Source organism: Paenibacillus sp. FSL R7-0333 (assembly GCF_038000365.1).
Classification (GTDB): Bacteria; Bacillota; Bacilli; order Paenibacillales; family Paenibacillaceae; genus Paenibacillus_AQ; species Paenibacillus_AQ silagei.
Map to the genome: position 1 here is coordinate 4,058,517 of NZ_JBBOBZ010000001.1, position 25,655 is coordinate 4,084,171.

Below are 25,655 nucleotides of genomic sequence, written 5' to 3' on the forward strand. Positions count from 1 at the left end.
TTTATGTTAGATAAGGTCAAGCATTACTGCACGTTACAAAATCGAATTACGAGCGGCCCGCTTTAGCCGCTGGACGGCTGGACGGACGTCCGCTCTGACCGCCAGGTCTGCTGCCCGAAGGGTTTGAACGGCCGTATGAGCCGCTGGGCGATTTCTGGCTCTGGCTGCCGCCTGGACGCCCGCTGGCATTAGCCTGGCCCCCCGAAGCACCTCTCGCTCCACCGCCAGCATAACTGTTGCCCGATGTGCTTCTAGCTCCACTGCCTGCATGACCGCTTCCAGAAGCGCCTTTAGCGCCATTTGTGTTGCCGCCGCTCTGCTGTTTGCCTTGCGCGAACCATTCCGACTTCGGCTTGCGGGGCGGATTCGTCTTGGCTTTCTGCGACGGTTTGACCGGCGCTTTGCCGGGACGGTCTGCCAGCAATGCCAGATTGCTCTTAGACATCGGATACGCATGCTCCTTGATCTCCGGAATCGTCTTGCCGATCAGCTTCTGGATATCCTTCAGATACGGAATTTCCTCCGCTTCGCACAGCGAGATGGCGATGCCGCTCATCCCCGCACGGCCGGTCCGGCCAATACGGTGAACATAGGTTTCCGGGATATTCGGCAGGTTGAAGTTGATGACATGGGACAGCTCATCAATATCAATTCCGCGCGCAGCGATGTCTGTTGCTACCAGCACGCGGGTCGCTCCGCTCTTGAAGTTTCTTAGCGCATTCTGGCGCTCATTCTGTGATTTGTTCCCGTGAATGGCTTGTGCTGTAATATTAATGCGGGTTAAATCCCGGGTTACCCGGTCCGCGCCGCGTTTGGTGCGTGTGAATACCAGCGCCGATACAATCGACGGGTCCTGCAGCAGACGGTTCAGCTGATTCTGCTTATTTCCGTTCTCCAGCAGATAGATCGACTGCTCAATTCTGTCTACCGTGGAGGAAACCGGAGTAATCTCGATTTTCACCGGATTGACAAGCAGTGTCTTCACTAGCTGCGAAATCTCCGCAGGCATAGTCGCTGAGAAGAACAAGGTCTGCTTCTTGAGCGGCATCTTGGCGATAATCCGCTTCACATCATGAATGAAGCCCATGTCCAGCATGCGGTCCGCTTCATCTAGCACGAGAATCTGCACATGCTGCAGATCCACACGCTTTTGGCTGATCAGGTCGATTAGACGGCCCGGTGTAGCAATCAGAATGTCGGCACCGATGGCAAGCGCCCGCTCCTGCGCCTTCTGTGATACTCCACCGACAATGGCTGTCGAACGGATGGTTGTGAACTTGCTGTAAGCCTGAATGTTCTCCTGAATTTGCAGCGCCAGCTCACGGGTAGGCGTAAGAATCAGGGAACGGATGCGCTTGCCTCCGCCGGTTCTGCCCGGCTGCTGGCTCAGCAGCTGAATAATCGGCAACGAGAAGGCCGCCGTTTTACCGGTACCGGTCTGTGCACAGCCCAGGATGTCTCTGCCGGCTAATGCCGCAGGAATAGACTCTTCCTGAATCGGGGTTGGGGATGTATAGTTTTCCAGGCTAAGCGCCTTAAGAATCGGGGGGATCAGGTTCAAATCGTTAAATGTCATTTTATCTCCTTCATTGTGCATACATATATTGGTGAATCCTTAATTCCATTTACGAATACTTCTTTTGCGGCGTCTCCACATAGCGCTCAGCAAAGTCGTAACACATAATGATAACACAGAAAAGCAAATATGAAAACTTTCATTTCTTTCTTTTCAAAAAAAATTACAACAAAAAAGCAGAGGAAGGTCCCCTGCTCTTGTCTTACCTATAATAAAAATACTAGTCTAGGATTTCAGCGGTATCGCCATTATTGGCACCGGCAGCGTTAGCTTCATCGGTATCGATGTGCATGTCCAGCTTGAAGCTGTCGGATACGCGTGCAATTACGTTCTCCAGCACCAGGCCGCGTTCGCCGCCCAGACGTACCTTCAGGAGCTGCTTATCAGCAATGCCCCAAGCTTCTGCTTCGGAAGTATGGAAGTGGATGTGGCGCGCTGCTACAATAACACCAGTCTCCAGCTCAACTTCACCGGCAGGTCCTTTAATCGTAATTCCTGGTGTTCCTTCAATATTGCCGGATTCACGGACAGGGGCCTTCACGCCGAGGCTGAAGGAGTCTGTGCGGGATACTTCCAGCTGTGAAGCCGGACGGGCAGGTCCGAGGATTCTTACTTTGTCGAACTTCCCTTTCGAACCAATGACAGCCACTTGCTCATTCGCTGCGAATTGTCCGGGTTGGGACAGGGGTTTGAACTCGGTCAATTGATAACCTGGGCCAAACAATGCTTCTACGTGCTCCTGCGTAAGGTGAATATGCCGGGCCGACACACCTACGGGTACAGTCTTGCTCATTTTTAAGTCACTCCTTGTATTTTCTCTAGTATCTGTACAAGCCACTGAACATTATACATCTTATTACCCGAAAATAAAAAGACCCGCATCACAATGCGAGGCTTTTTTCCGGGCATATTACGATTCTGTGAATGCTTCATCCTGGTTTTTCCAATTCATAGTCATTTCCCGGCGAGAACAGAGGCGCTTCCTGCCGAAGAAGGTAACTGATCCCTTAAGAATCCTAGCGCATTCTCATACAGCCAGCCCCGCACATCCGCCTCCGGATAGTATTTCAGCAGCATCTCGGCGAACTCCGCGTATTGCCCCGGATGCTCCAGCCCTTCTACCCACGCTTCAATTCCGTCAAAGTCCGAGCCGAACATCAGCTGTCCGCTCCCGCCAAGACCACAGACATGCTCAATATGCCTCCGCATATCCTCCCTCCGGGCCGCTCCTTCATCCCGCACGAACCAGGGGACAAAGGTAAGCCCGATTCGCCCGTCGCTTACAATCAGTGCCTTTAGCTGATCATCACTCAGATTGCGGGGATGACTGCATACCGCTGCGCAATTCGAATGCGAAGCAATGAACGGACGGGTACTGTGCTCCAGCAGCTCCCAAAAGCCTGCCGGGGCCAAATGCGACACGTCCAGCAGCATTCCGCTCCCGTTGCACCAGTCGATCAGTTTCCGGCCATGCTCAGTGAAACCGCCGTTCCGCCGCTCCAGCACACCGTCCGCCGCCCAGTTGGCATAATTCCAGGTAATCCCCAGGCAGCGCACACCCAGCTCGAAGCATAACTGGGCATAGAACAGATTGCCCTCCAGACCGTCCACGCCCTCCAGAGAGAGCATTCCATAGGCCGGTGCAGTGAAGCTGCCTTCCTGCGCTTCTTCCTTCCACCTCAGCCACTGCAGCCCTCCAGGACCGGTAACCTTTTGATGGAAGCACTCGATTTGCCCCAGAATATCCTCGAACTTTGCCCTTCCGCGCACCGCAGACAAATAGATGGCAAAAACCTGCAGTCCGACATTTCCCTCTGCCAGCCGCTCTGCGGTCACATCCAGCCGGGGATCATTCTTGAAGTCTATCCCTGGATTCGCCTGCAGCTTACTCAGAGCATCACAATGAAAATCTGCCACCTTCAGCTTCCTGTTTCCCACCATAGGTCAGCTCTCCTTCTTCCTTCACTTGCTGAATATCCAAATGAACCGTTGATGGCCCAGCGTCTATTTCATGTATATGCACCTAACTGAAACGGCAGTCAGCACAGCAAAAAGCCTGTTTACAATGTAAACAGGCCTAATCTAAATGATTCACTTGAGTTATCTAGGTTCCACAATAAGTTTGATAGCCGTCCGGTCTTCCCCATCAATCACTATATCCGTAAAAGCCGGAATACAGATCAAGTCCACTCCGCTAGGTGCGACAAATCCCCGGGCGATGGCAACGGCCTTCACGGCCTGGTTCAGTGCTCCTGCTCCAATAGCTTGTAGCTCGGCCGATCCACGTTCGCGAAGAACACCTGCTAATGCGCCAGCAACGGAATTTGGATTGGATTTAGCTGATACTTTTAATACATCCATAGTAAGTACCTCCCCTGGGAAAATGATGGTGTTCTTCTTCCACTACAGTAGATGTTATTCGCTTCAGAAGAATTAATTCCTTCTTTTTGCGGACCTCTCCGGAGAAAATAGTTCAAAAGATACTCTTTTTCGATATAATAAATATCACACTTCACCCAAAACAAAATGAGTATTCCCGAATTACCTATTTGCAAGTAGAAATGGCATTGCCGTCCTTAGCTCATCACCCATTCATCCTCACGCAGCCGGATCTTCTCCAGTCGTGTCGCTCTGCCTGTAGCTTCATCAAGTTCTGCGAATAGACCATGCAGCTGCCATTTGCCTTCGTCGACTACAAACCGGGAGGGAAGCTGAGTTGTAAATTTATAGATGATCGCATCCTTTTCCATACCCAGAATCCCTTCTCTTGAACCAACCATACCCGCATCTGTAAGATACGCTGTACCTCCAGGCAGGATCACATCATCATTACTCTGCACATGAGTATGTGTGCCGACTACAATCGAAGCCAGTCCATCCATAAAATAGCCCATCGCAATTTTCTCGGAGGTAGCTTCCGCATGGAAATCCACCAGAATGCACTTATGCTCTCTGCGCAGTTCCTCCACAATCTCCTCGCCTACCCGGAACGGGTCATCGATCGCCGGAAGAAAGGTACGGCCCTGCAGATTCACAATCGCCAGCTGCTTGCCGTTCCCCTTAACAACGGTATATCCGCGGCCCGGTGTCCCCGGCGGAAAGTTAGCCGGACGGATGAGCCGCGGCTCGTCGTCGATGAACTCGAAGATATCCTTGTTGTCCCAGGTGTGGTTGCCCATCGTAATACCGTGGATACCCCAGTTAAAGAATTCGTTAGCGATAGCAGCGGTGATCCCTCTGCCGGCAGCGGCATTCTCACCATTGGCAATGATGATATGCGGCTGATATTTGCTTTTCAGGGAAGGCAGCATTTCACGCAGCGCTTTTCTGCCTGTATTGCCTACAATGTCTCCGATAAATAAAACTTTAATAATCTTCTCCTCCTAAATTTTTGGTTTGTGTATGCTCTGCCAACCATAAATCGCTGCTTAAGTATAATTTCACCTATTCTGCTTCATTCCAAACTCCACAGCGTGCTGCATGAAAAAAGGCCCCGCAAGGGGGCCGATTTCCTTATTTATTTCGCATATTCTACAGCGCGTGTCTCGCGGATTACCGTAACCTTGATATGACCCGGATAATCCAGCTCACTCTCAATCATCTTCGTAATATCGCGGGCCAGACGGAAGCTTTCGGCATCATCAATCTTCTCAGGCTGTACCATTACGCGAACCTCACGGCCCGCCTGAATGGCATAGGATTTCTCGACACCCTCGAAGGACTCCGAGATCTCCTCCAGCTTTTCCAGACGTTTGATGTACGTTTCCAGGGTCTCACGGCGTGCACCTGGACGGGCAGCCGACAATGCATCAGCAGCTCCCACCAGCATAGCAATAACCGAGGTAGCCTCGCAATCTCCATGGTGGGACGCGATACTGTTGATAACCACCGGATGTTCCTTGTACTTCTTCGCCAGTTCGACGCCGATTTCAACATGCGAACCTTCCACTTCATGATCAAGCGCTTTGCCGATATCATGCAGCAGTCCGGCACGTTTTGCAAGCACGATGTCTTCCCCAAGCTCACCGGCCATAAGTCCAGTCAAATAAGCAACCTCCATGGAGTGCTTCAGTACGTTTTGACCGTAGCTCGTGCGGAATTTCAGGCGGCCCAGAATTTTGATCAGATCCGGGTGCAGACCATGAACGCCAACCTCGAAGGTAGCCTGTTCACCGTATTCGCGAATCCGTTCATCCACTTCTTTGCGGGATTTCTCCACCATTTCTTCAATACGTGCAGGATGGATACGTCCATCTGCCACCAGCTTCTCCAGTGCCGTACGGGCCACTTCGCGGCGGATCGGATCAAATCCTGACAGAATAACTGCTTCCGGCGTATCATCAATAATAAGATCAATCCCGGTCAGAGTCTCCAGCGCACGGATATTGCGGCCTTCACGACCGATAATCCGGCCCTTCATCTCTTCATTCGGCAAGGTAACGACAGATACCGTAGTTTCCGCCACATGATCAGCCGCACAGCGTTGAATCGCCAAGGTGATAATCTCACGGGCTTTCTTGTCCGCTTCTTCCTTAGCTTGCTGTTCGATTTCCTTGATCATCTGAGCAGTTTCATGGCGAACTTCCTGTTCTACATTGCTGAGAATGATACTTCTGGCATCATCGATGCTCAGATTGGAGATACGTTCCAGTTCAGTAACCTGATTCTTGTAAATAACATCAATTTGCTGTTGGGTTTCATCAATTCGTTTCTCTTTGTTAGCTACTTGTTCTTCTTTTCGTTCAAGCGATTCCATTTTTTTATCCAGCGATTCTTCCTTTTGCAGCAAACGTCGCTCTTGCCGTTGGATTTCATTCCGACGTTCACGAGTTTCTTTCTCAGCTTCGGTACGGATTCTATGAACTTCGTCCTTAGCCTCAAGTACCGTTTCCTTCTTCAGCGCCTCCGCCTCTTTCTTCGCGTTCTCCACGATGACTACGGCTTCTTTCTCTGCGCTGGAAATCTTAGCTTCTGCAAGGGATTTACGAATAAAATAACCGAATCCAAAGAATGCTGCAGCTACAACGAGAACGACAATGACCCAGATCAATGGATCCATCTGTTCACCTCCTCGCTGATATCCTCCAAGGCTCTTTCCCTTGGGTATTTGTGCAGTTGTTAAACTATCCGTTCATCACCATACAAAAAACCGGTAATACACCGATTGCCATACTGCACATGCTGCACATGGACATTGCCCGCCTTATCCGGCGATTACATTTCATATGAGTTGTACGCGAACCGGAACATAAGAGTCTGCTTTTTGGGAAGGAAAAAGGATTCTTAGTTTATGCCGATTCATGTTATATTTTATTATTTATAAAAAGACCTTGTCAAGAGAGTCGATAACCGTAATAAAGTCAAGAGAATCAATCCGGGAAGTAAAACTCCTCTTCTTCCCCCTCAGAATCCTGCTCATCCCGCAGAATCCTGATCACCTGGCGCACCATTTCTCCTGAGAATCCCCGGCGCATCAGGAACGCCCCTGTCTTCCGCCGTTTGTCGTTCACATCTCCCCGGATCGTATTCCATTTCTTCCGTCCGGTCAGCAGCGCGCTCTCCAGCTCCTGCTCGGGTGTGATCTCATCCAGCGCTTCCGCAATCAGCGACTTATCAATTCCTTTCTCCCGCAGCTCCTGCCGGATCCACATCTTGCCCTTACGCTGATTCACAATCCGCTGCTCCGCCCACTGCTTGGCGTACAAGGGATCATCAAGCAGACGTTCCTCCTGCAGGCGGAGCAGAACTTCGGCAATAACAGTCTCCCCTATTTCCTTCTCCCTTAAACGGCGGGCCATCTCCTGTGCGGTTCTGGGCTTGCGCTCCAGATACCTAAGCCCCTCCACATACGCCCGCTGGCGCTCGTCTGCGGCAACGATATCCTCCAGATCCGCTTTTATAAAAGCACTTCCGGTAATCATCCGGTATTTAATCATGACATCTTCATGAACAGTCATGTTGTAGTCTCCGAAATGGATTAGATAACGATAATTAGACTTCTTAAGCCGCTCTACCTTTGTAATTACCAGCTCTTGATCTGCCGGGAAATCCGCCAGCACCTGCTGCTCATCCTGTTCTTCGAATTCCTCATCCAATTGTATAACCATCCTGCCGATCACCTACTTAAGCTGAAATATTTGCGAAAAGGCACCCTGTAATATCCTCCACAGGGCGCCTATCCATCATGACTTCATTATTCAATTAGAAGTAGAGGAGTACTTAATTACTCGATCTCAAGCAGCAATTTCTCTTCTTCCTCTTGCTCCGCAACCACATCTGCTTCAGATGGTGCCGCTACCAGAGTTGTCAGATTACTTGCCTCACGGATCTTGTTCTCGATCAGCAGAGCAATATCCTGATGTTCCTTCAGGAACTGCTTGGAATTCTCCCGTCCTTGACCCAGACGTTCGCCTTCATAGGAATACCAGGCTCCGCTCTTGTTGACAATATCCATCTCCGTACCGATATCCACAAGGCTTCCCTCTCTGGAGATTCCCTCGCCGTACATGATATCTACATCCGCTTGCTTGAACGGAGGCGCTACCTTGTTCTTCACAACCTTGATCTTCGTGCGGTTACCCACGACATCGTTACCCATCTTGATACTCTCTACCCGGCGCACATCCAGACGGACGGAGGAGTAGAATTTCAGAGCGCGTCCACCCGGAGTGGTCTCTGGGTTACCGAACATTACGCCAATCTTCTCACGAAGCTGGTTAATGAAGATCGCAATGGTGTTGGATTTGTTAATGGCGCCTGACAGCTTCCGCAAGGCCTGGGACATCAGACGGGCCTGCAAGCCTACGTGGGAATCACCCATGTCGCCTTCAATTTCCGCCTTCGGCACAAGTGCTGCTACAGAGTCAACTACAATGATGTCTACTGCTCCGCTGCGTACAAGCGCTTCAGCGATTTCCAGGGCCTGTTCACCCGTATCAGGCTGGGACAGCAGCAATTCATCAATGTTAACGCCAAGCGCCTTGGCATACTTGGGATCAAGCGCATGCTCAGCATCGATGAAGGCAGCTTGTCCGCCCTGCTTCTGTACTTCAGCGATCGCATGGAGTGCAACCGTCGTCTTACCGGAAGATTCCGGTCCATATACTTCAATAATACGTCCTTTGGGAAGTCCGCCAATACCTAGTGCAATATCAAGTGCCAAAGATCCGCTAGGTACAACTTCCACTTTCATGTGAGTGGATTCTCCCAGTTTCATTACCGAACCTTTACCGAATTGTTTTTCTATTTGACGAAGCGCCATATCAAGCGCTGCACGACGATCTGACAATCAGACCACTTCCTTCACTGTTTATAGTATTATAATAACGTGTTTTGAAGGGCTTGCCAAGTCTTTTTTAGAACATACATTCGTTTTTTTTGCTCCCAGGGATAATACTCCCTTTTATTGTAAGATGAAGGCCTCCTTCCGGATGCAAAACTCAGCAGGTGCTTCTCTTCCGCTTCTTACGTTAACAGGAACAGCCATAGGGTAATTTGTTATACCTAATATAAAACAAAAAACCGTAGCATGATCGCTCAAGCCACGGTTCTTCCGTATACATGAATTATATACCGGCCCGTACAGTTATTGCAAGGCCGAGCCTTCCAGCGGAGTAGCAACCTTGCGTTCTTCCAGGCGGCGCCACAACCGGTACAGCAGCGCCTTGACGGTGCGCAGCCGGATGTTCTCACGGGTGCCCTTCAGATTCAGCTCATATACCTCTGTCTTGCAGCCCCGCTCAGCCAGTCCTACGAACACAAGACCCACCGGCTTGCGCTCGGAATATCCCGGTCCGGCTACACCGGTAACCGATAAGCCGAAGTCCGTGTCACCGATCATACGCACCTGCTCAGCCAGTACCTCCGCAACCTCGCGGCTCACCGCTCCCGGGGCATCCGGACCTTCAAGCATGGCGGAAGGCACATTCAGCAGTTTCTTCTTAATATCATTGGAATAACAGACGATCCCTCCGGCAAACATGGAGGCGCTGCCCGGAATATTCGTAATGCTCTCCATCAGCAGACCGCCTGTACAGCTCTCGGCAGCACTCAGAGTGAGTCCCGCATCCGCCATCCAGTCCACAATCAGCTGCTCCAGCGGCACATCGATGTTGGCATACAGATTCTCCGGCAGAATGTCAGCAATCGTCTTCTCCAGAGCATCGAGCTTGACCATAGCTTCCCGCTCGGACGGCGCCTTGGTGGAGATGCGCACGGTCACTTCGCCTTCCTTGGCATACGGGGCAATCGTTGGATCGCTCTGGCTGCGGATCAGCTCAATCAGCTTGTCCTCCAGCAGCGACTCGCCAATCCCGGCGAACTTCAGCATCTTCGAGTAGAGCGGCATTTCACCAGTAAGTGCATGCTGCTGAAGCCATGGCTTGGCCTTATCCGTGAACATCGGCTTCATCTCCCGGGGCGGGCCGGGCAGCACGATATAATATTTGTCTTCTTCTGCAAAAGCAATCCCTACCGCAAGGCCGGCATCATTGGACAGAGGAGTCGTCCCTTCAATGACAAGCGCCTGCTTGCGGTTATTCTCAGTCATTACAATCTTGCGGTCATCGAAGAAGCGCTGCACATGATCCATGGCCAGCTGGTCGATGTGCAGGGTCCGGCCAAGCGCCGCAGCCAGCGCATCTTTGGTCAGATCATCCTCGGTCGGACCAATGCCGCCCGTGAACAATATAACATCCGCCCGGCTCTGAGCAATCCGGATCGCTTCCAGAAGGCGGCTTTTGTTATCTCCCACAACGGTCTGAAAATAAACGTCAATGCCTAATGCAGCCAGCTCGACTGAAAGAAACTGGGCATTGCTGTTCACGATTTGTCCAAGTAAAAGTTCTGTTCCAACGGCAATAATCTCTGCTTTCATAGCTGACGTTCTCCTCCTGATTGTAGGTATCCTGCAAGGTTCAGCCTGTTCCAGCCTCTCAGGCTTTGTTCAAATCCAGCAGATCCTTATTCTTCACGAAATAATCAATGCCAGAGTAAATGGTAATGATGGCTGCCGCCCAGATGGCAATGTCATCCACAGGGATGCTGACGAACTGGAACGGGAAATTGTTAAGCAGCAGCAGGGAAATAGCAACAATCTGAATCACTGTTTTTACCTTTCCCCATTTGCTTGCAGCCACTACCTTCCCTTCCAGCAGTGCCACCTGGCGCAGGCCGGTCACGGCAAACTCGCGGCTGATGATGACAATGGCAATCCAGGAATCGCATCTTCCCAGCTCGACCAGCGAGATCAGCACGGCCGAGACCAGCAGCTTATCCGCAAGCGGATCGAGCAGCTTGCCCAGATTGGTGACCATGTTATATTTTCTGGCTATGTAACCGTCAATTCCATCGGTACTGGCTGCCAGCAGAAAAATAACTGCCGCGACCAAGTGATTAATTGAAAGCTGAAAGGAGCCCCAATGTATCGGTTCCGGATAGAAGCTGAAGTCCACCAGCAGAAAAAACATCATGATTGGGATAAGGCAAATACGTGCTAATGTGATGCGGTTGGGTAAATTCACTGAAGGTTCCTCCCCTAGTCCATACGAATCCGGTATTCCAGCATTTTCTTCAAAACTGCTTAGCTAGTATATTATAGCCATAAATAAGTGTCAAAAAAACATGAAGCACCCCGCAAGTAAGGTAGTATACAATGCGGGGCACATGATCTTACTTTAAATTGTTAAACTGTAAATCAAGCGGCAAATCAGCCTTGCGTAAAAGCTGGATAATCTGCTGGAGATCGTCGCGGCTTTTGCCGGTCACACGGATCTGATCACCCTGGATCGTGCTCTTAACCTTCAGCTTGGAATCGCGGATCAGAATATTGATCTTCTTCGCGTTCTCCTGGTCTATCCCTTGGCGCAGTCCCAGCCGCTGGCGCACCGTGCCGAGCGAAGCCGGCTCCACTTTGCCGAAATCCATATTTTTCAGCGTGATTCCCCGCTTCACCATCTTGGTCTGGAGGATATCAATAACTGCATTCAGCTTGTATTCATCCTCTGAGGCGATGACAAGCGCATCCTTCTCCAGCTTCAGGCTGCTCTTGCTGTTCTTGAAATCAAACCGGTTATCAATTTCCTTCTCGGTCTGATGAACCGCATTGGTCAGCTCCTGCATATCCATCTTGGATACGATATCAAATGAACTTTCTGAACTCATGGTTCCACATCCTTTACTTACAATTAGTCTGTTCCTATTATATGAGATAGGGGCTCTTAAGTCTAATACTGGAAAAGAGTCAAGTGGAAACGGCATTCCGTCCTTTGTAAGGACGGTACCGTTTCAGCGAGAAATAGAAGGATAATTTATAGCGTAAACATATAAATTCTTATATTTTCACCTAAAAACACGCCTCCCGGAACCTGTCCGGGAGACGCTCACCTCTAAATATTATCTGCTGCGTGCAGGAGCCCGGAACATATCCAGAATCCCCAGCAGAACATGTGCCAGTCCAAAGCCCAGAATACCATATCCCCAGGCGCCCGGTGTCAAATAATACCCCAGGAGACTGACAATAATGCCAAGCCCTGTTACAATCCAGCTGACGGTCATGAGAGAATACACCTCACTTTGGCGTAAGAACTGTTAAACACTTCTAGGTTCTCCATTCTGCCAAAGACTATACATCGGGTGTACTATTCTCCTGTAGTGCTACCGTCAGTAGCGCCGTCCGTCCCGCTATCCAGTTCAAGGAGCAGGCGCGAGGAGGTTTTGCCGTCGGTGATAGCCTGTCCGTTGACCGAAATTGCCGTAGCTGGTGAATATCCCGATTTGATATACATTCCGCCGCTGTCCAGTGTAAAGCTCAGATTCTCACCGGCCTTGGTGTTCCCGAAGCTGAGCTTCTCCCCCTTGGAGTTCTCGCCCTTGTACACTTCAAGCCAGCTGACTCCGGTCGCGGCAATCTGTACCTGAACCGGGGTTCCAGCAGGTGCAGAGACCTTGTAAATGGTCGTCTTGCCCGATTTACGGTCCTGAGTAACGGTGACAGCACCCGGAGAAGACGATGGAGACGGCTCTGGAGTTGCAGCAGGCGCAGTGGTTGCCGCGGCTCCTGCATCAGGTGTAGCTGCCGCATCCGCTGAAGGCACTGCACCGCCTCCAGCGGCAGTAGGAGAAGGCTTAGCCTTAGCCGGATCTTGCGTCGCGGTAGTCATGCTTGCATTATCCGCTTTCTCCGGCGAATCATTATTCATTGTGGAAGAGGCATATAAGTAGATGACCACCAGAATCAGCACCGGGAAGGTCCACATCAGCAAGGTCGGGAGCCACTTGGCGTTACGCTCCGTTTCAGGCTTGCGGCTGCGCTTCTGAATCACGGTCTCCATGGTAGTATCGACGGGAGCAGCAGGCACATTGCCGTGCTCCTCCATCAGCTCATCCGGGTTAACCCCGACCGCCTCGGCATAGGTTTTGATAAAGGCCCGGACATAAAAGCTGCCCGGAAGCACTTTATAATCCCCTGCTTCGATGGCTTCCAAATATTTTTTGCGGATCTTTGTTACTTCCTGGACATCATCAAGACTCATCCCTTTTTGCAGACGAGCCTCCTTCAAATGCCGGCCCAGTTCCGACATACCATCACCTCCTGAATGTTGTGTGAGCAATGCTCTGAATGAAATATATTAAAGATCTTCACTGTAGCTTGTCGTAAACGACTCGTACAATATCTCTTCGTTCGGTGAATTGCGCAGCTCAATAATAATATCGAAGTCATCGAAGGTGAATTCGGACTCCCGCACAAAAATATCAGGATGCTCAATCACCTTGGTGCTTGCCATACTCATGACATTCTGCAGCAGGTTATAATGCTTCTCGTTCGAGCGGATGGTGCTGACGATCCCGTCAATGATAAATACATTATGCGGATTCATCTCGTCTTCGGCGAGCTGGCTGCGGACGGTCTGGCGCAGCAGCGTAGAGGAGACAAACGTCCAGCGCTTCATCGCACAGACGCTGCCGGCAATAATCGATTCTGTCTTGCCTACCCGCGGCATGCCACGTAGTCCTATAACCTGATTGCCTTCTCTCTTAAACAGCTCGCCCAGGAAATCGACCAGCAGCCCGAGCTCATCGCGGGTAAAGCGGAAGGTCTTGCGGTCATCCGAATCCCGGTCGATATACCGTCCATGCCGGACCGCCAGCCGGTCCACAAGCCGCGGTGTACGGAGTGCCGTAACCGTTATATTATCAACTTTCTTGAGCATTTCGCCCATCAGCATGATCTTCTCATCGTCGCTGGTTTCCAGCAGCATTCCACGCGTCTTGCCTTCCACGCCGTTAATCGTCAGAATATTGACTTCCAGCATCCCCAGCATGGAAGCAATGTCGCCTAACAGACCGGGTCTGTTCTTATGTATCTTATACTCCATATACCATTGTTTATATTCCACTTGTGCGCACCTCATAGATTCCTTTTCCCTGCATGTTGTTTCAGATACACGGGTCATGTTAATGATATATAAAAAAAAATTGAAAGGCAAGGACACGATTGTAATAATTGCAGAAAAGCTCCCGCAAGGGGAGCTTCTTCCGCGTACCTATGCGTTTTTCTTCGCCAGTTTGACCATGAGTCCGGCAATGGTATGCTTCTCATCATCCGTTCCGACATCCCACAGCTCTTTGATGGCCCGGTTGGAATAGTTGCCCGGATCGACCTTCTTATCGAGGAATTCCCCGATTTCGAACGCCAGCTTGGTGATGGTCTCGTCGCTCATCCCCATTTTTTCAGCCTGAATGACCCGGTCGCCCAAAAAACTTTTCCAGGTATCAAAGTTCTTCACTACGGAATCTGTTGACATCTTAAATCCTCCTCAGGTTTGTAATGATATTGAGATTTAGAAGCAACAGTTATAATATGTCTCAAGCCGGAAGGTCTTATGCTGGAGCATTTCTCCAGAGCAGGCTCATGGTTCCTGGCATTATACCGGTTATTACGTAATCCAGCCGCCGTTCGGACTGATGACCTGACCCGTAATATAACCGGACTCAGGCAGCGCCAGAAAATAAACAAGCGAGGATATATCCTCAGGGGTAGCCAGCCTCCCCGCAGGGATCTCCTCCTCCAGCATTTTCAGTTCATCCGCCTGCAGATTGGACAGCATGGCCGTATGAACTGCTCCAGGCGCTACAGCGTTCACAGTGACCTTGGAGGGGGCCAGCTCCTTGGCAAGCGCCTTGGTAAAAGCATTCACTCCGCCCTTACTGGCCGAATAAGCCACTTCACAGGAGGCACCCGAGATCCCCCACACAGAAGACACATTAATGATCCGGCCGTAACGCTGCGTGACCATATAAGGCATGAAAATCTGGCTGCACATGAAGGTGCCCTTCAGATTCACCGCCATGATATCGTCCCACTCCTCCTCGGTCAGATCGGCTAACATGCCATAATGAGCTTTCCCGGCATTATTGACCAGGATATCCGGCATCATGCCGCTGCTCTCCAGTCTTTCGGCCATGCGTACGAGCTGACTGCGGTCTTTCATGTCCGCCGCTACGGTCATTACCTTCGCCCCCAGCGCCAGACAGCGCCGGGCCACATCATTTGCCGCTTCATGCGAATTCATATAATGAATCACAATGTTCATTCCCACCGAAGCAAAACGCTCAGCGATCGCGCCGCCGATTCCCCCGCTGCCCCCGGTAATGAGCACTGTCATTTCGCCAATCGGTTTGCTGTCCTCTCCCGGTAACATCATTAAGGACTCACCACCAGCGATACGGCCAGCTGCTCCCAGTTCACATGATCATGGAGCCGGGCATTCACTTCATCCAGAGTGATCGATTCATACAGGGGAAGCACTTCAAACAGATCTCCTCCACGGAACTGGTAACGGGTGAACTCATGGGCAATGCTCTCCGGCGAATTCAGCATCCGCAGGAAGCCGCCGATTTTCTTTTTGCGGGCTCGTTCAAAATCCTTCTCCGCGAAGCCCGTCTCCAGAATGCGTCCAACTTCTGCCTTAATCCGTTCAAGCAGCAGACCCGGATCTTTGGTATCGCCGCCAATCGCCGAGAAGGCATACTCCGCAGAGCTGTTAAATTCATGGCCGAAGATGTCCGAGATCAATTCCTCGTCATAGAGCTTCTGATACAATGCCGTACTGCTGCCAAACAGCAGGTCCAGCATCAGCTTCGTGGTCAGATCACGGCGCACCGCCGCTTCACCGCTCAGACCATCCACCTTTTCCTTGAAGCCGAACATCATTTTGGGAATGGAGACAGCAAGTCTGCTCTCCACATGCTTCGAGGCTACCTGCTCAGGCTCCTCCGCGAAGATACGTGTAATTTCACCCTGCTTCTCATAGCTCTTGCCTTGCTGATTGCTGCGGATCAGTTCAAATACCTGCTCAGGGTCCACTCCGCCGACAACGAACAGCAGCATATTGCTGGGATGATAGAAGGAGTTGTAGCAGGTGTACAGCGTTTCCTTCGTAATGGTTGAGATGGATTCGATCGTTCCGGCAATATCAATGTGAACCGGGTGAGTAGCATACATGGCTTCAATCAGCCCGAAATAGACGCGCCAGTCAGGATTGTCGGCATACATATTGATTTCCTGCCCAATAATCCCCTTCTCCTTCTCCACGTTCTCATCGGTAAAATAAGGACGCTGCACAAAATCAACCAGCGTGCTGAGATTCTGCTCAATGTTCTCCGTGGCCGAGAAAAGATAGACCGTCTGGTCGAAGCTGGTGAAGGCATTGGCCGATGCGCCATTCGACGCAAAGGTGGCAAAAATGTCGCCTTCCGGCTCCTCGAACATTTTATGCTCCAGGAAGTGGGCAATTCCGTCGGGTACTGTAGTCTCCTCGCTGCCCGCCACCTTGAAGTGATTGTCTACCGAACCGTATTTCGTGGCAAAGGTGGCGTAGGTTTTGAGAAAAGCCGGCTTCGGCAGCACATACACCTGCAGTCCGTTATCCATAACCTCGTGATAAAGTGTTTCTTGAAGCCGTTCGTAATGGAGCTTCTCCATCCCTATTCCTCCTTCCCTGTCAGGAAATAAATCGTATCCAGCTCAAAAGTATCCGCTGCAGCCTTCACTTCAGCCGCCCCCATGCCGTCGACCTGGTCCATCAGTTCCTGGGCAGAACGGTCTTTGCCGGATAGCTGGCGGTTGAAATCAAAGGAAATCATCTCAAACGCCGAATCCTGAATCTCGGACAGCAGGTTGCGGATCATCGCCTTCGTCTGGCTAAGCTCCAGGTCAGTGATATTGCCGGCCTTCAGCTCATCCAGCTGCTTGCGGATAATATCAACGGCTTTGCCGTAGTTCTGGGTCTCGATCCCCGATTGAATCGTTCCGATGCCCTTATGCCCGTCATAACGGGAGGAGGCGTAATACGCCAGACTCTCCTTCTCACGGACATTGACGAACAGCTTGGAATGCGGGTAACCGCCAAGAATACCGTTGTACATCAGCGCGGAAGCATACCGTTCATCCTTGTAGGTAATCGAGGTCCGCAGCCCCATGTTCAGCTTGCCTTGATTCACATCCAACTTCTCCTCTACCGTCCGCACTTCCGTAACCGATACCGGAGTGAAGTCCGAGGTGTAGCCTCCGGCTTCGGAGTGATGGGCCCGGCCGAAATGAGCTGTCACCAGCTTCTCGACCTCCTCAGGTGTGGTATCGCCCACAACATACAGATCAAGCGTAGCTCCATTCAGCCAGGAGGTATAGCTCTGGTACAGCGTCTCAGGCGTGATAGCATCCAGATCGGCCCGTTGACCGAGGGGATGGAGACGGTAAGGCTCGTTGCGGCACATTTCCTCAATGCAGCGTTCTGCCGCATAGCGGATTTTGTCATTCACAATGGATTCCAGCTTCTTGCGGATCGTCTCGCGTTCTGTAGCTACATAAGAAGCCCGGAAGCTTCCATTCTCAAGCAGGGGACGGGTCAATACCTCTCCCAGAAAAGCAAAGGATTCCCCAAGCAGGCTCTCCTTGCTCTGCACAAAGGAATCATTGATCGTATCCATCCGGAACTGGACAATCTGGTAATCCCCGCGTTTATAAATATCGAAGCCGAAGCCGGCACCGTACAGCTCCTCCAGACGCTCGCGGAATTGGGTAGTCTCCGGGTAGGATGCTGTCCCCCGGCGGAGTACAAACGGAACCAGTGCGGTAGAGGTCACTGTACTTTCTTCAAGCGGAACGCCTGCATACAGTGAGATGGCGAATGTCTTGAACGCCTTGGTCGGCAGAACATGTATGCGCATGCCAGCGGCATGGCCATGTTGAAATGCATTATTAGTCAAGTCCAAAACTCCTTTGCAGCGTGGATGGATGCTCTATAACAAGTTTATGAAGTATTATCCATTCTAAACCATTCCAAAGTAAGGAAGCAACCGGAGGACAGCGTACCGGTTGCTCTTACGGAGGGTTGTATACAGACACAGTAAGCTACATGCAGAAAATATGCTGGCCGATCGTCTTCACCTGCGGACGGGACCAAATCCACTTGGAAGTCGCCGTCTTGGGATTGAAGTAATAGATACAGCCGCCCGACGGGTCCCAGCCGCTCAGTGCCTGCTGCACTGCCTTGCGTGCCTGTTCATTAGGCTCCAGATAGATCTGTCCGTCAGCTACGGCAGTGAAGGCTCCCGGCTGGAAAATGACGCCCGAAGGCGTATTTGGGAAGCTTGGGGATTTTACACGGTTAAGAATGACTGCGGCTACAGCCACCTGTCCTTCAAAAGGTTCGCCGCGAGACTCGCCGTAAACCGCGTTAGCCATGATCTTCAGGTCGTTTTCGGACAAGCCCATGGTATTGCCGGAGGACAGTTCAGCCGTATTGGTTTTGGCTGCAGCTGCGCCGGAGGGCGCTTTCTTCTGGGCGGTAGACGTCTCAGGCGCTGTCGGCTTCCAGGCTGTAGTCGCATTGTATAGCTTAAGCTTCGTCTTGGCCCCGACGACCCCGTCGGATTTCAAGCCGAATTTCCACTGAAACCAGGTGACAGCATTTTTGGTTTTGGTCCCGAACTGGCTGTCAATCTTCCCGTTAAAATAACCAAGGTACTTCAATCTTCCCTGCAGCTCATAGACATCCTGCCCGGAGGAGCCTACCTTAAGCGGAGTTGTGCCGAACACGGGCATGGCTTCCTCCCCTTCATCAGGGCTATCTGCGGCAATCTGTTCTGCTGCATATGGCTTGGCATAGATCAAATCATGATCTTTGAAGACTGCACCGGCAAACGGTGCAGCTGCAAGGGCAAGGGTAACGGCGGCAATGATCCACTGCTTATGTTTTGTCATGGGATTCGCTCTACCTTTCTCTTGGAAGTTCTGCATGAATGGCTAAAGTTATTATGACGACTGGCAGGACTTCCTATGCATGACCGCAAATCAAGGAACCGTAAATCCATTGCAACTGAGAACGATTATCAACTATACTTGGGTTATGAAACAACAGGAGTTGAGAAGAAACATGGATTTTAAGGACCATATTGTACTGTGGAACCATGCTGCTGTAGAAGTTATCGATATCCGCAAGGCCTCATTCATTTCTGGACAACCTCCGCTGAAGTATCGCCTTCCGGCTAGTACATACCTGTATATCGTTCGCGGCAGCGCAAGTCTGCTTATAGATGACAGCCGATATGAAATCAGCGGCGCAACTGTCTTTCACGGAGGCAAAGGCACTACGATTAAATTGCTGAAAACACATGAAATTCTGGATTATTACCTTATTATGTACCGTTCAACGTTAACCCTGCCTGCGCGCCGCAATCTTACAGCGCTTTTAGACCGCAGCAAGCCTTTTACCGCGTCATATCATTGCACTCCGGCCCATCCTCTGCCGCTGTATGAGATTCTAGACCAGATGTATGGGGAGTGGCAGACAGGCAGCGACCTTGAGCATCTGCATGTCAAAGCCCTGTTCTATCAGTGGGTCCATGAGCTGCTTCGCCAGATGCAGGGGCAGGAGCTGCACCCGCTTAGAGCAGATGTGCTCGACCAGGCTGTACGCTATATGCATGATTCTTACAGCAGGCCGTTCACCCTGGATTCACTAGCCGGCACTCTGGGCACCAGCCCGAGGACATTATCGAGGTTATTCCGCATCCGGCTTCAGACCAGCCCTGCCCAATATCTGGTTCAGATTCGCATGGACAAGGCCCGTGAGCTATTGCTGGGCACAGAAGCCACACTGCATGATATTGCAGCTTCTGTGGGCTATCCGGATGCGTATTCTTTTGGAAAAATGTTCAAAAAGCACTTCGGAAACTCACCAGTAAGGTACAAAAATTCTGTTCAGGCCGCTTCCCCGTGGCGGGATATGATATCTGCGCTGTCTGCAAATGACATTGCCCGTGAAGGCACTCTCGGATATATTGATGATGATAATCATTATCAATATGATCTAAAAGGAGCGTCATCCATGTTCAGAACGTCTAAGCCATCCCTAATGTTAACCTTGTTGTTATGCTTCACCATAGTGTTAAGTGCCTGTTCCTCAGGAACTGCCACTACAACGACGGCGGGCAACGGCAGCAATACGCCAAGCTCTTCGCCTGCTGCGACGGCATCCTCTACAACGTCCCCTGACAACACTGCAGCCGAGGCACAGACCCGGACAATCTCTACAATAAAAGGGGATATCGAGGTACCTGCCAATCCTCAGCGTGTCGTTGTGTTGTACTTGCTGGGCGATGTTCTGGCGCTGGGCATTAAGCCCGTAGGTGTCTCTAGTGTAAATGAAGGTGCTGCCTTCGAGAACGAATTGAAAGATGTACAGAAGTTGGGAAGTTGGTTCGAGGCCAGCCCGGAAGCTGTCTTATCGCTTGATCCCGATCTGATTATCGTTCCTTCCGAGGAAACCTACAATGCATTGCATGATATCGCACCCACCGTATTGGTGCCTTATGAGAAAATGACAACCGTTGAGCGGGTCAGCTTTATTGGACACACTCTTAATAAGGAAGATCAGGCCACCAGCCTATTAAATGATTTCAATGCCAAAGTGGAGGACAGTAAGCTGAAGCTGAAGGAAGCGGGAATTCTAGATTCGACCATCTCCATCATGGAAGGCGGCGGAGAGCGCAGTATGTTAGTGATTATGAGCAAACAATACGGCCGGGGTTCGCAGGTCTTATATGAATATCTTGGCATGAAGGCACCGGAGAAGATTCAGCAAAAAATAGATAGCAAGACCGATGTCGGTGGGGAGTCTGTATCCTTTGAAGTCATTGCCGATTACAGCGGAGAGTATATCTTCCGTTCCTCTTATGACGGAATGACTGACCTGACGGGAGACCCGATCTGGAACAGTATTCCGGCAGTCAAGGAAGGCCGGTTAATGAATATCGACTTCGGATTATCGTATTACAATGATATCTACTCCCTAAATGCGCAGCTTGATTACATGGTTGATGCTCTGCTTACAGCTCCCCGGGTGAATTGATACTAATGGCACCATTCGCAAAATAAAGTTAGGCACAATCTAAACAGAGCAGCGCTCCTCTAATATTGGAGAAGCGCTGCTCTGTTTTTAGATGTAAAACAACCTATAATAAGGTTCTTTACATAAATATTGTTGCTGATTCTCCGCTTTGATACAATATAGGAAAGAACACTTCTTAGGTGAAGGAGCTGTACATTTGAAGAGAAAATACGGGGACCGTTCAGATTGGAAACGTGTATTGGAAAGAGAATATGTCCAGTCATATCTTGAAACAGATAATTTTAAAGGCTACTTATCACTTCTGAAGATTGCCAAAGTTAAAGAGCCGTTGTACGTAAAATACTTTGACCAAAAGGTTTGCATTGTAAATGATGGGTATTCGTGGCTTCAACAATTCCCTCTTGATAAGCATCATTCAGTGACTACAATGTTTGACGAGCAAGGGCAGATTGTACAGTGGTATATTGATATATGCTATAGAAATGGTGTAAGTGAGGATAACGTGCCTTGGATGGACGATTTGTTCTTAGATATTGTCGTTTTGCCGTCAGGTGCAGTAATCCAAAAGGATTCGGAAGAACTCGATGAAGCATTGCTTCAGGGCAGAATTGACAGCTCTCTATATAACCTCGCAAGACAAGAGGCAGACTTCATTAATTCCCTTATCAAAGACGGGAAATTCACCTTGTTGCAGCTTTCAGAGCAACATCAAGATATTCTTTTACATATGCTCCAAAAGTAAGTCTGATAAAAAAAAAACAACCTCACCCATTTATACTGGGATTGTTCGGGACACATAACATCAACGTTATCGAAAAGAACCTCTAATAAAAAGCTGTCCCAATCAGCCATTCATGGCTTGCGGGACAGCTTTTTACATTTATGAACTGAGTCTGTTCTGCTGATACTGCTCCAGCGACATCAGCACCTCACGCGGCTTGCTGCCCTCGTAAGGGCCGATAACGCCTCTGGCCTCCATAGAGTCGATCAAGCGTGCGGCACGCGTGTAACCGACGCGCATACGCCGCTGAAGCAGCGATACAGAAGCCTGCTTGGCTTCCAGGACAATCTGGACGGCCTGTTCGTACAATTCATCCTGCGGCTCCTGATCCTCGCTCAAGGTGTCGTCTACCTCAGGCACAAGCGACTCATCATAATTCGCTTCCCCTTGGCTGCTGACATACTGCACGATCGTCTCCACTTCCTGATCGCTCATGAAAGCGCCCTGAACACGGATCGGCTTGGAAGCCCCCATCGGCAGGAACAGCATATCGCCGCGTCCGAGCAGCTTCTCGGCACCCGGCATATCCAGAATGGTCCGGGAGTCCACATTCGAGGAGACACCGAAAGCAATCCGCGAAGGAATATTCGCCTTAATCAGGCCGGTGATCACATCTACCGAAGGACGCTGTGTGGCGATAATCAGATGAATTCCCGCCGCCCGCGCCATCTGGGCCAGCCGGCAGATCGCATCCTCTACATCATTCGCAGCAACCATCATCAGATCGGCAAGCTCGTCCACGATGACAACGATATACGGCAGTACTGCTGCCGGATTATCCTTCATCAGGTTGTTGTAGCCCTCCATGTTACGTGTGCCTGATTTGGAGAACAGCTCATACCGCTTCTCCATCTCCACCACAATCTTCTTCAAGGCCAGACTGGCACGCTTAGGGTCTGTCACTACCGGAGCCAGCAAATGCGGAATGCCGTTATATACATTCAGCTCGACCATCTTAGGGTCAACCATAAGGAATTTCACTTCATTCGGCTTAGCCTTATATAGAATGCTGGTAATAATACCGTTGATGCAGACCGATTTACCGGAGCCGGTTGCTCCTGCTACCAGCAGATGGGGCATCTTGGCGAGATTGCCGATAATCGTCTGGCCGGAGATATCCCGCCCGAAGGCAATGGACAGCCGCGAATCCGCCTCCTGGAAAATCTGTGTCTCCATCACTTCCCGCATGGTGACGACCGAGACCTCCGAATTCGGCACTTCGATGCCGATGGCTGATTTGCCGGGAATCGGCGCTTCCATACGGATATCCTTGGCAGCCAGTGCCAGCGCGATGTCATCGGTAAGATTGACAATCCGGCTGACCTTCACGCCGATATCCGGCTGAATCTCATACCGGGTCACCGCCGGTCCGCGAACCACTTCCAGCACCTTCGCCCTTACACCGAAGCTCTCCAGTGTAGCCTCCAGCTTGCGTGCCGTCTGCATATAATCATTCTGATCGCCCGCCTTAGCCCCGTTAATCGGCTTAGCCAGCAAACGGAAGGATGGCAGCTTGTACGGCTTGGGCGGAGGTGGAGGCGGTATAATCGGAGCCGCTTCGCCCTCCTCTGCCGTTCCCGGCAGCCCGTCCAGCTCTACAGGCAGTATACCCTCCCCGGATTCCCCTGACGGAACAGAATCTGCTCCCACTCTCGTAAGCTCAGCAGCACCTGTTCCGGTGGCAGCACCACCACGTGCCGCTGGTGAGAATTCGCTCCATTCCTCCCGGTCCTCGGCATTCAGCCCTTCAGAGCGGATATGCTCGAAGAAATCCCGGATGATCGGCGTCACAGGCTCAAGCTCCTCATCCGGGAAGTCCTCCTCGCCATACTCCTCCAGAGGAACACCTCCCGCTGCTGTCATTCCGGAGATGACCGGACCACCCTGCGGATCCGTAATGATGATATCCGTCACTTCATCCTCCGGATCGCCCATGACTTCCGGCTGACTCTGGCGGGCAGCCCCGCTGAACCAGCCGGTTATTCTGCCCAGCAGCTTCGACTGTCCGCGTCTTGGCAGCTGCTGACCCGATCCGTCGTCCTCTTCAAAGTAATCGTCATCATCCGCAGGTTCCGGCGTTGTAACTCTGTTGGCTCTAGCCGGTCTGCTGTTGACCACTGGAACGGCAGCCGGGCGGTTCGCCGCGCGGAGCTTAATTCCTTCAATCAGCTTGACGGCCCTTACCCGGAGTAAGGTAAACAGCTCTACATAGGAGAGATTAGTAATCAGCATGAAGCTGATGGCCAGCAATACAATCATCAGCAGCTTAGCGCCCAGATTGCCGAACAGCCACAGGAGAGCAGCGTATTCAAGCGCACCGATGTACCCCCCGCTGATGTCCTTGCCCAACATGTACACGCTGCTGTCGCCGGCGCCCGGTGAGAGGGCGCCGGATAGATCATTATGTATTTGAGACAGTACATTGCCCGGATGCAGCATCCCAAGCGGGCCCAGCTTCTGCTGCATCGCCGATATGGTACTCATCAGGCACATGGACAACAGCAGGAGCAGGCCACCGGTATAGCGGCTGTTCCAGGTGGACGGCCATTTCCTGTGAATCATTACCATCAGACCATAAAAGGTTCCCGCCAGCGGCAGCACAAAATAGAATCTGCCGAGCAAATAACCTGCCATGCTTGAGAGCGAGCGGCCGACAGCCGCTTCCCCCGACAAAGCAATGACGGAAATCGTAATCAGCAGAATTCCGTAGATTTCATATTTTAAAACACTGCCCAGCAGCGCTTTCTTCTTCTTTCTTCTCCGTTTAGCCACGCCAGCCACCCCCGAGTCAACATTATACCATATAATGGCGTGGCGTACCTATGTTCTCTTTTGTCAGAATATGCATCTTTAGGGGGGTTGTTCGCACTTAGCGGTCCAGCTGAACGATTGCACCCGGGGAGAAGGCCGCATCCAGATATTTATCCAGCGGACACTGCAGCAGCCGGACCACCTTCGCCTGACCTCCATCCAGCAGCTCTACCTGCATCAGCATGCCCTGAATAGTCATCTCCTGCACGGGAGAGGCATAACTCAGTGCCCCCTCGAATACCTGCTCCATCGGCATAATGGTATAAAAGGTCATTGGGGCAGCCCTCCTTGCGGAAGTGTCTCATTTGTCAGAGTGGGGACAGCAGCAATCATCCGGTTCAAATGGGCGAGTGCGGCACCTATCCCGCCCACTTCATCCATCAGACCATACCTGACGGCATCCTGCCCGCCCACTGCGGTACCGATGTCGCGGTTCAGCTCTCCGGTCTTGAACATCAGATCCTTGAACTGCACTTCCGTGATGCGGGAATGAGAGGTCACGAATTTCACCATCCGCTCCTGCATCCGCTCCATATACTCGAAGGTCTGCGGCACGCCGATCACCAGGCCGTTCATCCGGATCGGATGAATTGTCATGGTGGCACTTTCAGCAATAATGGAATACGTGGAGGATACCGCTATAGGTACACCGATGCTGTGACCGCCGCCGATGACAACTGTTACCGTAGGTTTCGACAAGGAAGCGATCATCTCGGCAATGGCCAGTCCAGCCTCTACGTCCCCGCCGACCGTATTGAGAATGATCAGCAGCCCTTTAATGGTCTTGCTCTGTTCAGCTGCAACGAGCTGGGGAATGATATGCTCGTATTTCGTGGTCTTGTTATGCGGCGGCAAGACGAAATGCCCTTCAATCTGTCCTATAATCGTCATGCAAAAAATATCCGGCTCCCCTGTCGGCACCGCCGTCTGCCCCAGCTCCTTCAGCACCCCCACAGGTCCCGGCATTCCTGGAGGAACCGGATCATTCACCGCTGGTTTAACCTCGCCTGGCAGGATCTCTTCGTTACGCCCTCCGCCCGCCTTGCTTGCTTCTGTGATTTCCATCGTACACAGC

General features: G+C 51.2%; 24 protein-coding genes. 2 read left to right on the forward strand and 22 right to left on the reverse strand.

Going from position 1 to position 25,655, the window contains the following annotated elements; translation table 11 throughout:
* Positions 1-46: 46 nt before the first annotated feature.
* From MKY86_RS16985 to sleB, 19 genes are all read right to left on the reverse strand, one after another.
* A complete protein-coding gene (locus MKY86_RS16985; protein ID WP_076078698.1) occupies positions 47-1,576 on the reverse strand; it encodes a DEAD/DEAH box helicase in 1,530 nt (509 codons plus the stop codon).
* A 220-nt stretch (positions 1,577-1,796) separates the two neighbouring features.
* On the reverse strand, positions 1,797-2,369 hold the full coding sequence (pduL, locus tag MKY86_RS16990) for a phosphate propanoyltransferase (protein ID WP_036692683.1): 573 nt from the start codon (positions 2,367-2,369) through the stop codon (positions 1,797-1,799).
* Positions 2,370-2,530: 161 nt separating this feature from the next.
* Positions 2,531-3,517, reverse strand: coding sequence for a dipeptidase (locus MKY86_RS16995; protein WP_076078690.1), 987 nt, complete (start codon positions 3,515-3,517; stop codon positions 2,531-2,533).
* A 159-nt stretch (positions 3,518-3,676) separates the two neighbouring features.
* A complete protein-coding gene (locus MKY86_RS17000; RefSeq protein WP_019910496.1) occupies positions 3,677-3,937 on the reverse strand; it encodes a stage V sporulation protein S in 261 nt (86 codons plus the stop codon).
* A 215-nt stretch (positions 3,938-4,152) separates the two neighbouring features.
* Positions 4,153-4,947, reverse strand: a complete 795-nt coding sequence (locus tag MKY86_RS17005) for a TIGR00282 family metallophosphoesterase (RefSeq protein ID WP_076078688.1) — start codon at positions 4,945-4,947, stop codon at positions 4,153-4,155.
* 146 nt (positions 4,948-5,093) lie between these two features.
* On the reverse strand, positions 5,094-6,635 hold the full coding sequence (rny, locus tag MKY86_RS17010) for a ribonuclease Y (RefSeq protein WP_036724766.1): 1,542 nt from the start codon (positions 6,633-6,635) through the stop codon (positions 5,094-5,096).
* 310 nt (positions 6,636-6,945) lie between these two features.
* On the reverse strand, positions 6,946-7,683 hold the full coding sequence (locus tag MKY86_RS17015) for a regulatory protein RecX (RefSeq protein ID WP_076078687.1): 738 nt from the start codon (positions 7,681-7,683) through the stop codon (positions 6,946-6,948).
* Positions 7,684-7,799: 116 nt separating this feature from the next.
* Complete coding sequence (gene recA, locus MKY86_RS17020) at positions 7,800-8,864, reverse strand: recombinase RecA (protein ID WP_076078685.1); 1,065 nt, start codon at positions 8,862-8,864, stop codon at positions 7,800-7,802.
* A 297-nt stretch (positions 8,865-9,161) separates the two neighbouring features.
* A complete protein-coding gene (locus MKY86_RS17025) occupies positions 9,162-10,451 on the reverse strand; it encodes a competence/damage-inducible protein A (protein WP_076078683.1) in 1,290 nt (429 codons plus the stop codon).
* A 58-nt stretch (positions 10,452-10,509) separates the two neighbouring features.
* Positions 10,510-11,097, reverse strand: coding sequence for a CDP-diacylglycerol--glycerol-3-phosphate 3-phosphatidyltransferase (gene pgsA / locus MKY86_RS17030; protein WP_036724758.1), 588 nt, complete (start codon positions 11,095-11,097; stop codon positions 10,510-10,512).
* A gap of 148 nt (positions 11,098-11,245) precedes the next feature.
* Positions 11,246-11,737 carry a YajQ family cyclic di-GMP-binding protein gene (locus tag MKY86_RS17035; protein ID WP_036724757.1) on the reverse strand — a complete coding sequence of 164 codons (492 nt, stop codon included), beginning with the start codon at positions 11,735-11,737 and terminating at the stop codon, positions 11,246-11,248.
* Between the two features lie 231 nt (positions 11,738-11,968).
* Positions 11,969-12,130: a hypothetical protein gene (locus tag MKY86_RS17040; RefSeq protein ID WP_179090467.1), complete on the reverse strand. Its 162-nt coding sequence runs from the start codon at positions 12,128-12,130 to the stop codon at positions 11,969-11,971.
* Positions 12,131-12,213: 83 nt separating this feature from the next.
* On the reverse strand, positions 12,214-13,155 hold the full coding sequence (locus MKY86_RS17045) for a RodZ domain-containing protein (protein ID WP_076078682.1): 942 nt from the start codon (positions 13,153-13,155) through the stop codon (positions 12,214-12,216).
* Positions 13,156-13,203: 48 nt separating this feature from the next.
* On the reverse strand, positions 13,204-13,971 hold the full coding sequence (locus MKY86_RS17050) for a DUF3388 domain-containing protein (RefSeq protein WP_081751117.1): 768 nt from the start codon (positions 13,969-13,971) through the stop codon (positions 13,204-13,206).
* Between the two features lie 147 nt (positions 13,972-14,118).
* Positions 14,119-14,379 (reverse strand): DUF3243 domain-containing protein, encoded by a 261-nt coding sequence (locus tag MKY86_RS17055; protein WP_036692667.1) that lies wholly within the window; start codon positions 14,377-14,379, stop codon positions 14,119-14,121.
* Positions 14,380-14,511: 132 nt separating this feature from the next.
* Positions 14,512-15,279: an elongation factor P 5-aminopentanone reductase gene (gene ymfI, locus MKY86_RS17060; RefSeq protein ID WP_036724753.1), complete on the reverse strand. Its 768-nt coding sequence runs from the start codon at positions 15,277-15,279 to the stop codon at positions 14,512-14,514.
* On the reverse strand, positions 15,279-16,559 hold the full coding sequence (gene yfmH, locus MKY86_RS17065; protein WP_076078680.1) for an EF-P 5-aminopentanol modification-associated protein YfmH: 1,281 nt from the start codon (positions 16,557-16,559) through the stop codon (positions 15,279-15,281). The genes ymfI and yfmH overlap by 1 nt, the downstream gene beginning before the upstream one ends.
* Positions 16,560-16,561: 2 nt before the next feature.
* Positions 16,562-17,842 (reverse strand): EF-P 5-aminopentanol modification-associated protein YfmF, encoded by a 1,281-nt coding sequence (gene yfmF / locus MKY86_RS17070; protein WP_076078679.1) that lies wholly within the window; start codon positions 17,840-17,842, stop codon positions 16,562-16,564.
* A 145-nt stretch (positions 17,843-17,987) separates the two neighbouring features.
* Positions 17,988-18,839: a spore cortex-lytic enzyme gene (sleB, locus tag MKY86_RS17075; protein ID WP_076078799.1), complete on the reverse strand. Its 852-nt coding sequence runs from the start codon at positions 18,837-18,839 to the stop codon at positions 17,988-17,990.
* A 172-nt stretch (positions 18,840-19,011) separates the two neighbouring features.
* Between sleB and MKY86_RS17080 the strand changes: the two genes are divergently transcribed.
* Positions 19,012-20,988, forward strand: coding sequence for an AraC family transcriptional regulator (locus MKY86_RS17080; protein ID WP_076078677.1), 1,977 nt, complete (start codon positions 19,012-19,014; stop codon positions 20,986-20,988).
* Between the two features lie 196 nt (positions 20,989-21,184).
* Positions 21,185-21,730 (forward strand): DUF402 domain-containing protein, encoded by a 546-nt coding sequence (locus MKY86_RS17085; RefSeq protein WP_076078676.1) that lies wholly within the window; start codon positions 21,185-21,187, stop codon positions 21,728-21,730.
* Between the two features lie 138 nt (positions 21,731-21,868).
* On the opposite strand, the gene MKY86_RS17090 is transcribed toward MKY86_RS17085, so the two are convergent.
* From MKY86_RS17090 to MKY86_RS17100, 3 genes are all read right to left on the reverse strand, one after another.
* The gene (locus MKY86_RS17090; protein ID WP_076078674.1) at positions 21,869-24,541 is read right to left on the reverse strand and encodes an FtsK/SpoIIIE family DNA translocase; all 2,673 of its coding nucleotides are present in this window, start codon (positions 24,539-24,541) and stop codon (positions 21,869-21,871) included.
* Positions 24,542-24,638: 97 nt separating this feature from the next.
* Positions 24,639-24,854: a YlzJ-like family protein gene (locus MKY86_RS17095; protein ID WP_076078673.1), complete on the reverse strand. Its 216-nt coding sequence runs from the start codon at positions 24,852-24,854 to the stop codon at positions 24,639-24,641.
* Positions 24,851-25,645, reverse strand: coding sequence for an ATP-dependent Clp protease proteolytic subunit (locus tag MKY86_RS17100; RefSeq protein ID WP_083684921.1), 795 nt, complete (start codon positions 25,643-25,645; stop codon positions 24,851-24,853). The genes MKY86_RS17095 and MKY86_RS17100 overlap by 4 nt, the downstream gene beginning before the upstream one ends.
* Positions 25,646-25,655 lie beyond the last annotated feature (10 nt).

Coding starts and splice junctions, on each gene's coding strand:
- MKY86_RS17100 (WP_083684921.1), bottom strand. CDS start 25,645: ATGGAAATCACAGAAGCAAGCAAGGCGGGCGGAGGGCGTAACGAAGAG.
- MKY86_RS17040 (WP_179090467.1), bottom strand. CDS start 12,130: ATGACCGTCAGCTGGATTGTAACAGGGCTTGGCATTATTGTCAGTCTC.
- MKY86_RS17055 (WP_036692667.1), bottom strand. CDS start 14,379: ATGTCAACAGATTCCGTAGTGAAGAACTTTGATACCTGGAAAAGTTTT.
- MKY86_RS17080 (WP_076078677.1), top strand. CDS start 19,012: ATGGATTTTAAGGACCATATTGTACTGTGGAACCATGCTGCTGTAGAA.
- rny (WP_036724766.1), bottom strand. CDS start 6,635: ATGGATCCATTGATCTGGGTCATTGTCGTTCTCGTTGTAGCTGCAGCA.
- MKY86_RS17015 (WP_076078687.1), bottom strand. CDS start 7,683: ATGGTTATACAATTGGATGAGGAATTCGAAGAACAGGATGAGCAGCAG.
- sleB (WP_076078799.1), bottom strand. CDS start 18,839: ATGACAAAACATAAGCAGTGGATCATTGCCGCCGTTACCCTTGCCCTT.
- MKY86_RS16985 (WP_076078698.1), bottom strand. CDS start 1,576: ATGACATTTAACGATTTGAACCTGATCCCCCCGATTCTTAAGGCGCTT.
- ymfI (WP_036724753.1), bottom strand. CDS start 15,279: ATGATGTTACCGGGAGAGGACAGCAAACCGATTGGCGAAATGACAGTG.
- MKY86_RS17095 (WP_076078673.1), bottom strand. CDS start 24,854: ATGACCTTTTATACCATTATGCCGATGGAGCAGGTATTCGAGGGGGCA.
- MKY86_RS16995 (WP_076078690.1), bottom strand. CDS start 3,517: ATGGTGGGAAACAGGAAGCTGAAGGTGGCAGATTTTCATTGTGATGCT.
- pduL (WP_036692683.1), bottom strand. CDS start 2,369: ATGAGCAAGACTGTACCCGTAGGTGTGTCGGCCCGGCATATTCACCTT.
- MKY86_RS17035 (WP_036724757.1), bottom strand. CDS start 11,737: ATGAGTTCAGAAAGTTCATTTGATATCGTATCCAAGATGGATATGCAG.
- MKY86_RS17025 (WP_076078683.1), bottom strand. CDS start 10,451: ATGAAAGCAGAGATTATTGCCGTTGGAACAGAACTTTTACTTGGACAA.
- MKY86_RS17045 (WP_076078682.1), bottom strand. CDS start 13,155: ATGTCGGAACTGGGCCGGCATTTGAAGGAGGCTCGTCTGCAAAAAGGG.
- MKY86_RS17000 (WP_019910496.1), bottom strand. CDS start 3,937: ATGGATGTATTAAAAGTATCAGCTAAATCCAATCCAAATTCCGTTGCT.
- yfmH (WP_076078680.1), bottom strand. CDS start 16,559: ATGGAGAAGCTCCATTACGAACGGCTTCAAGAAACACTTTATCACGAG.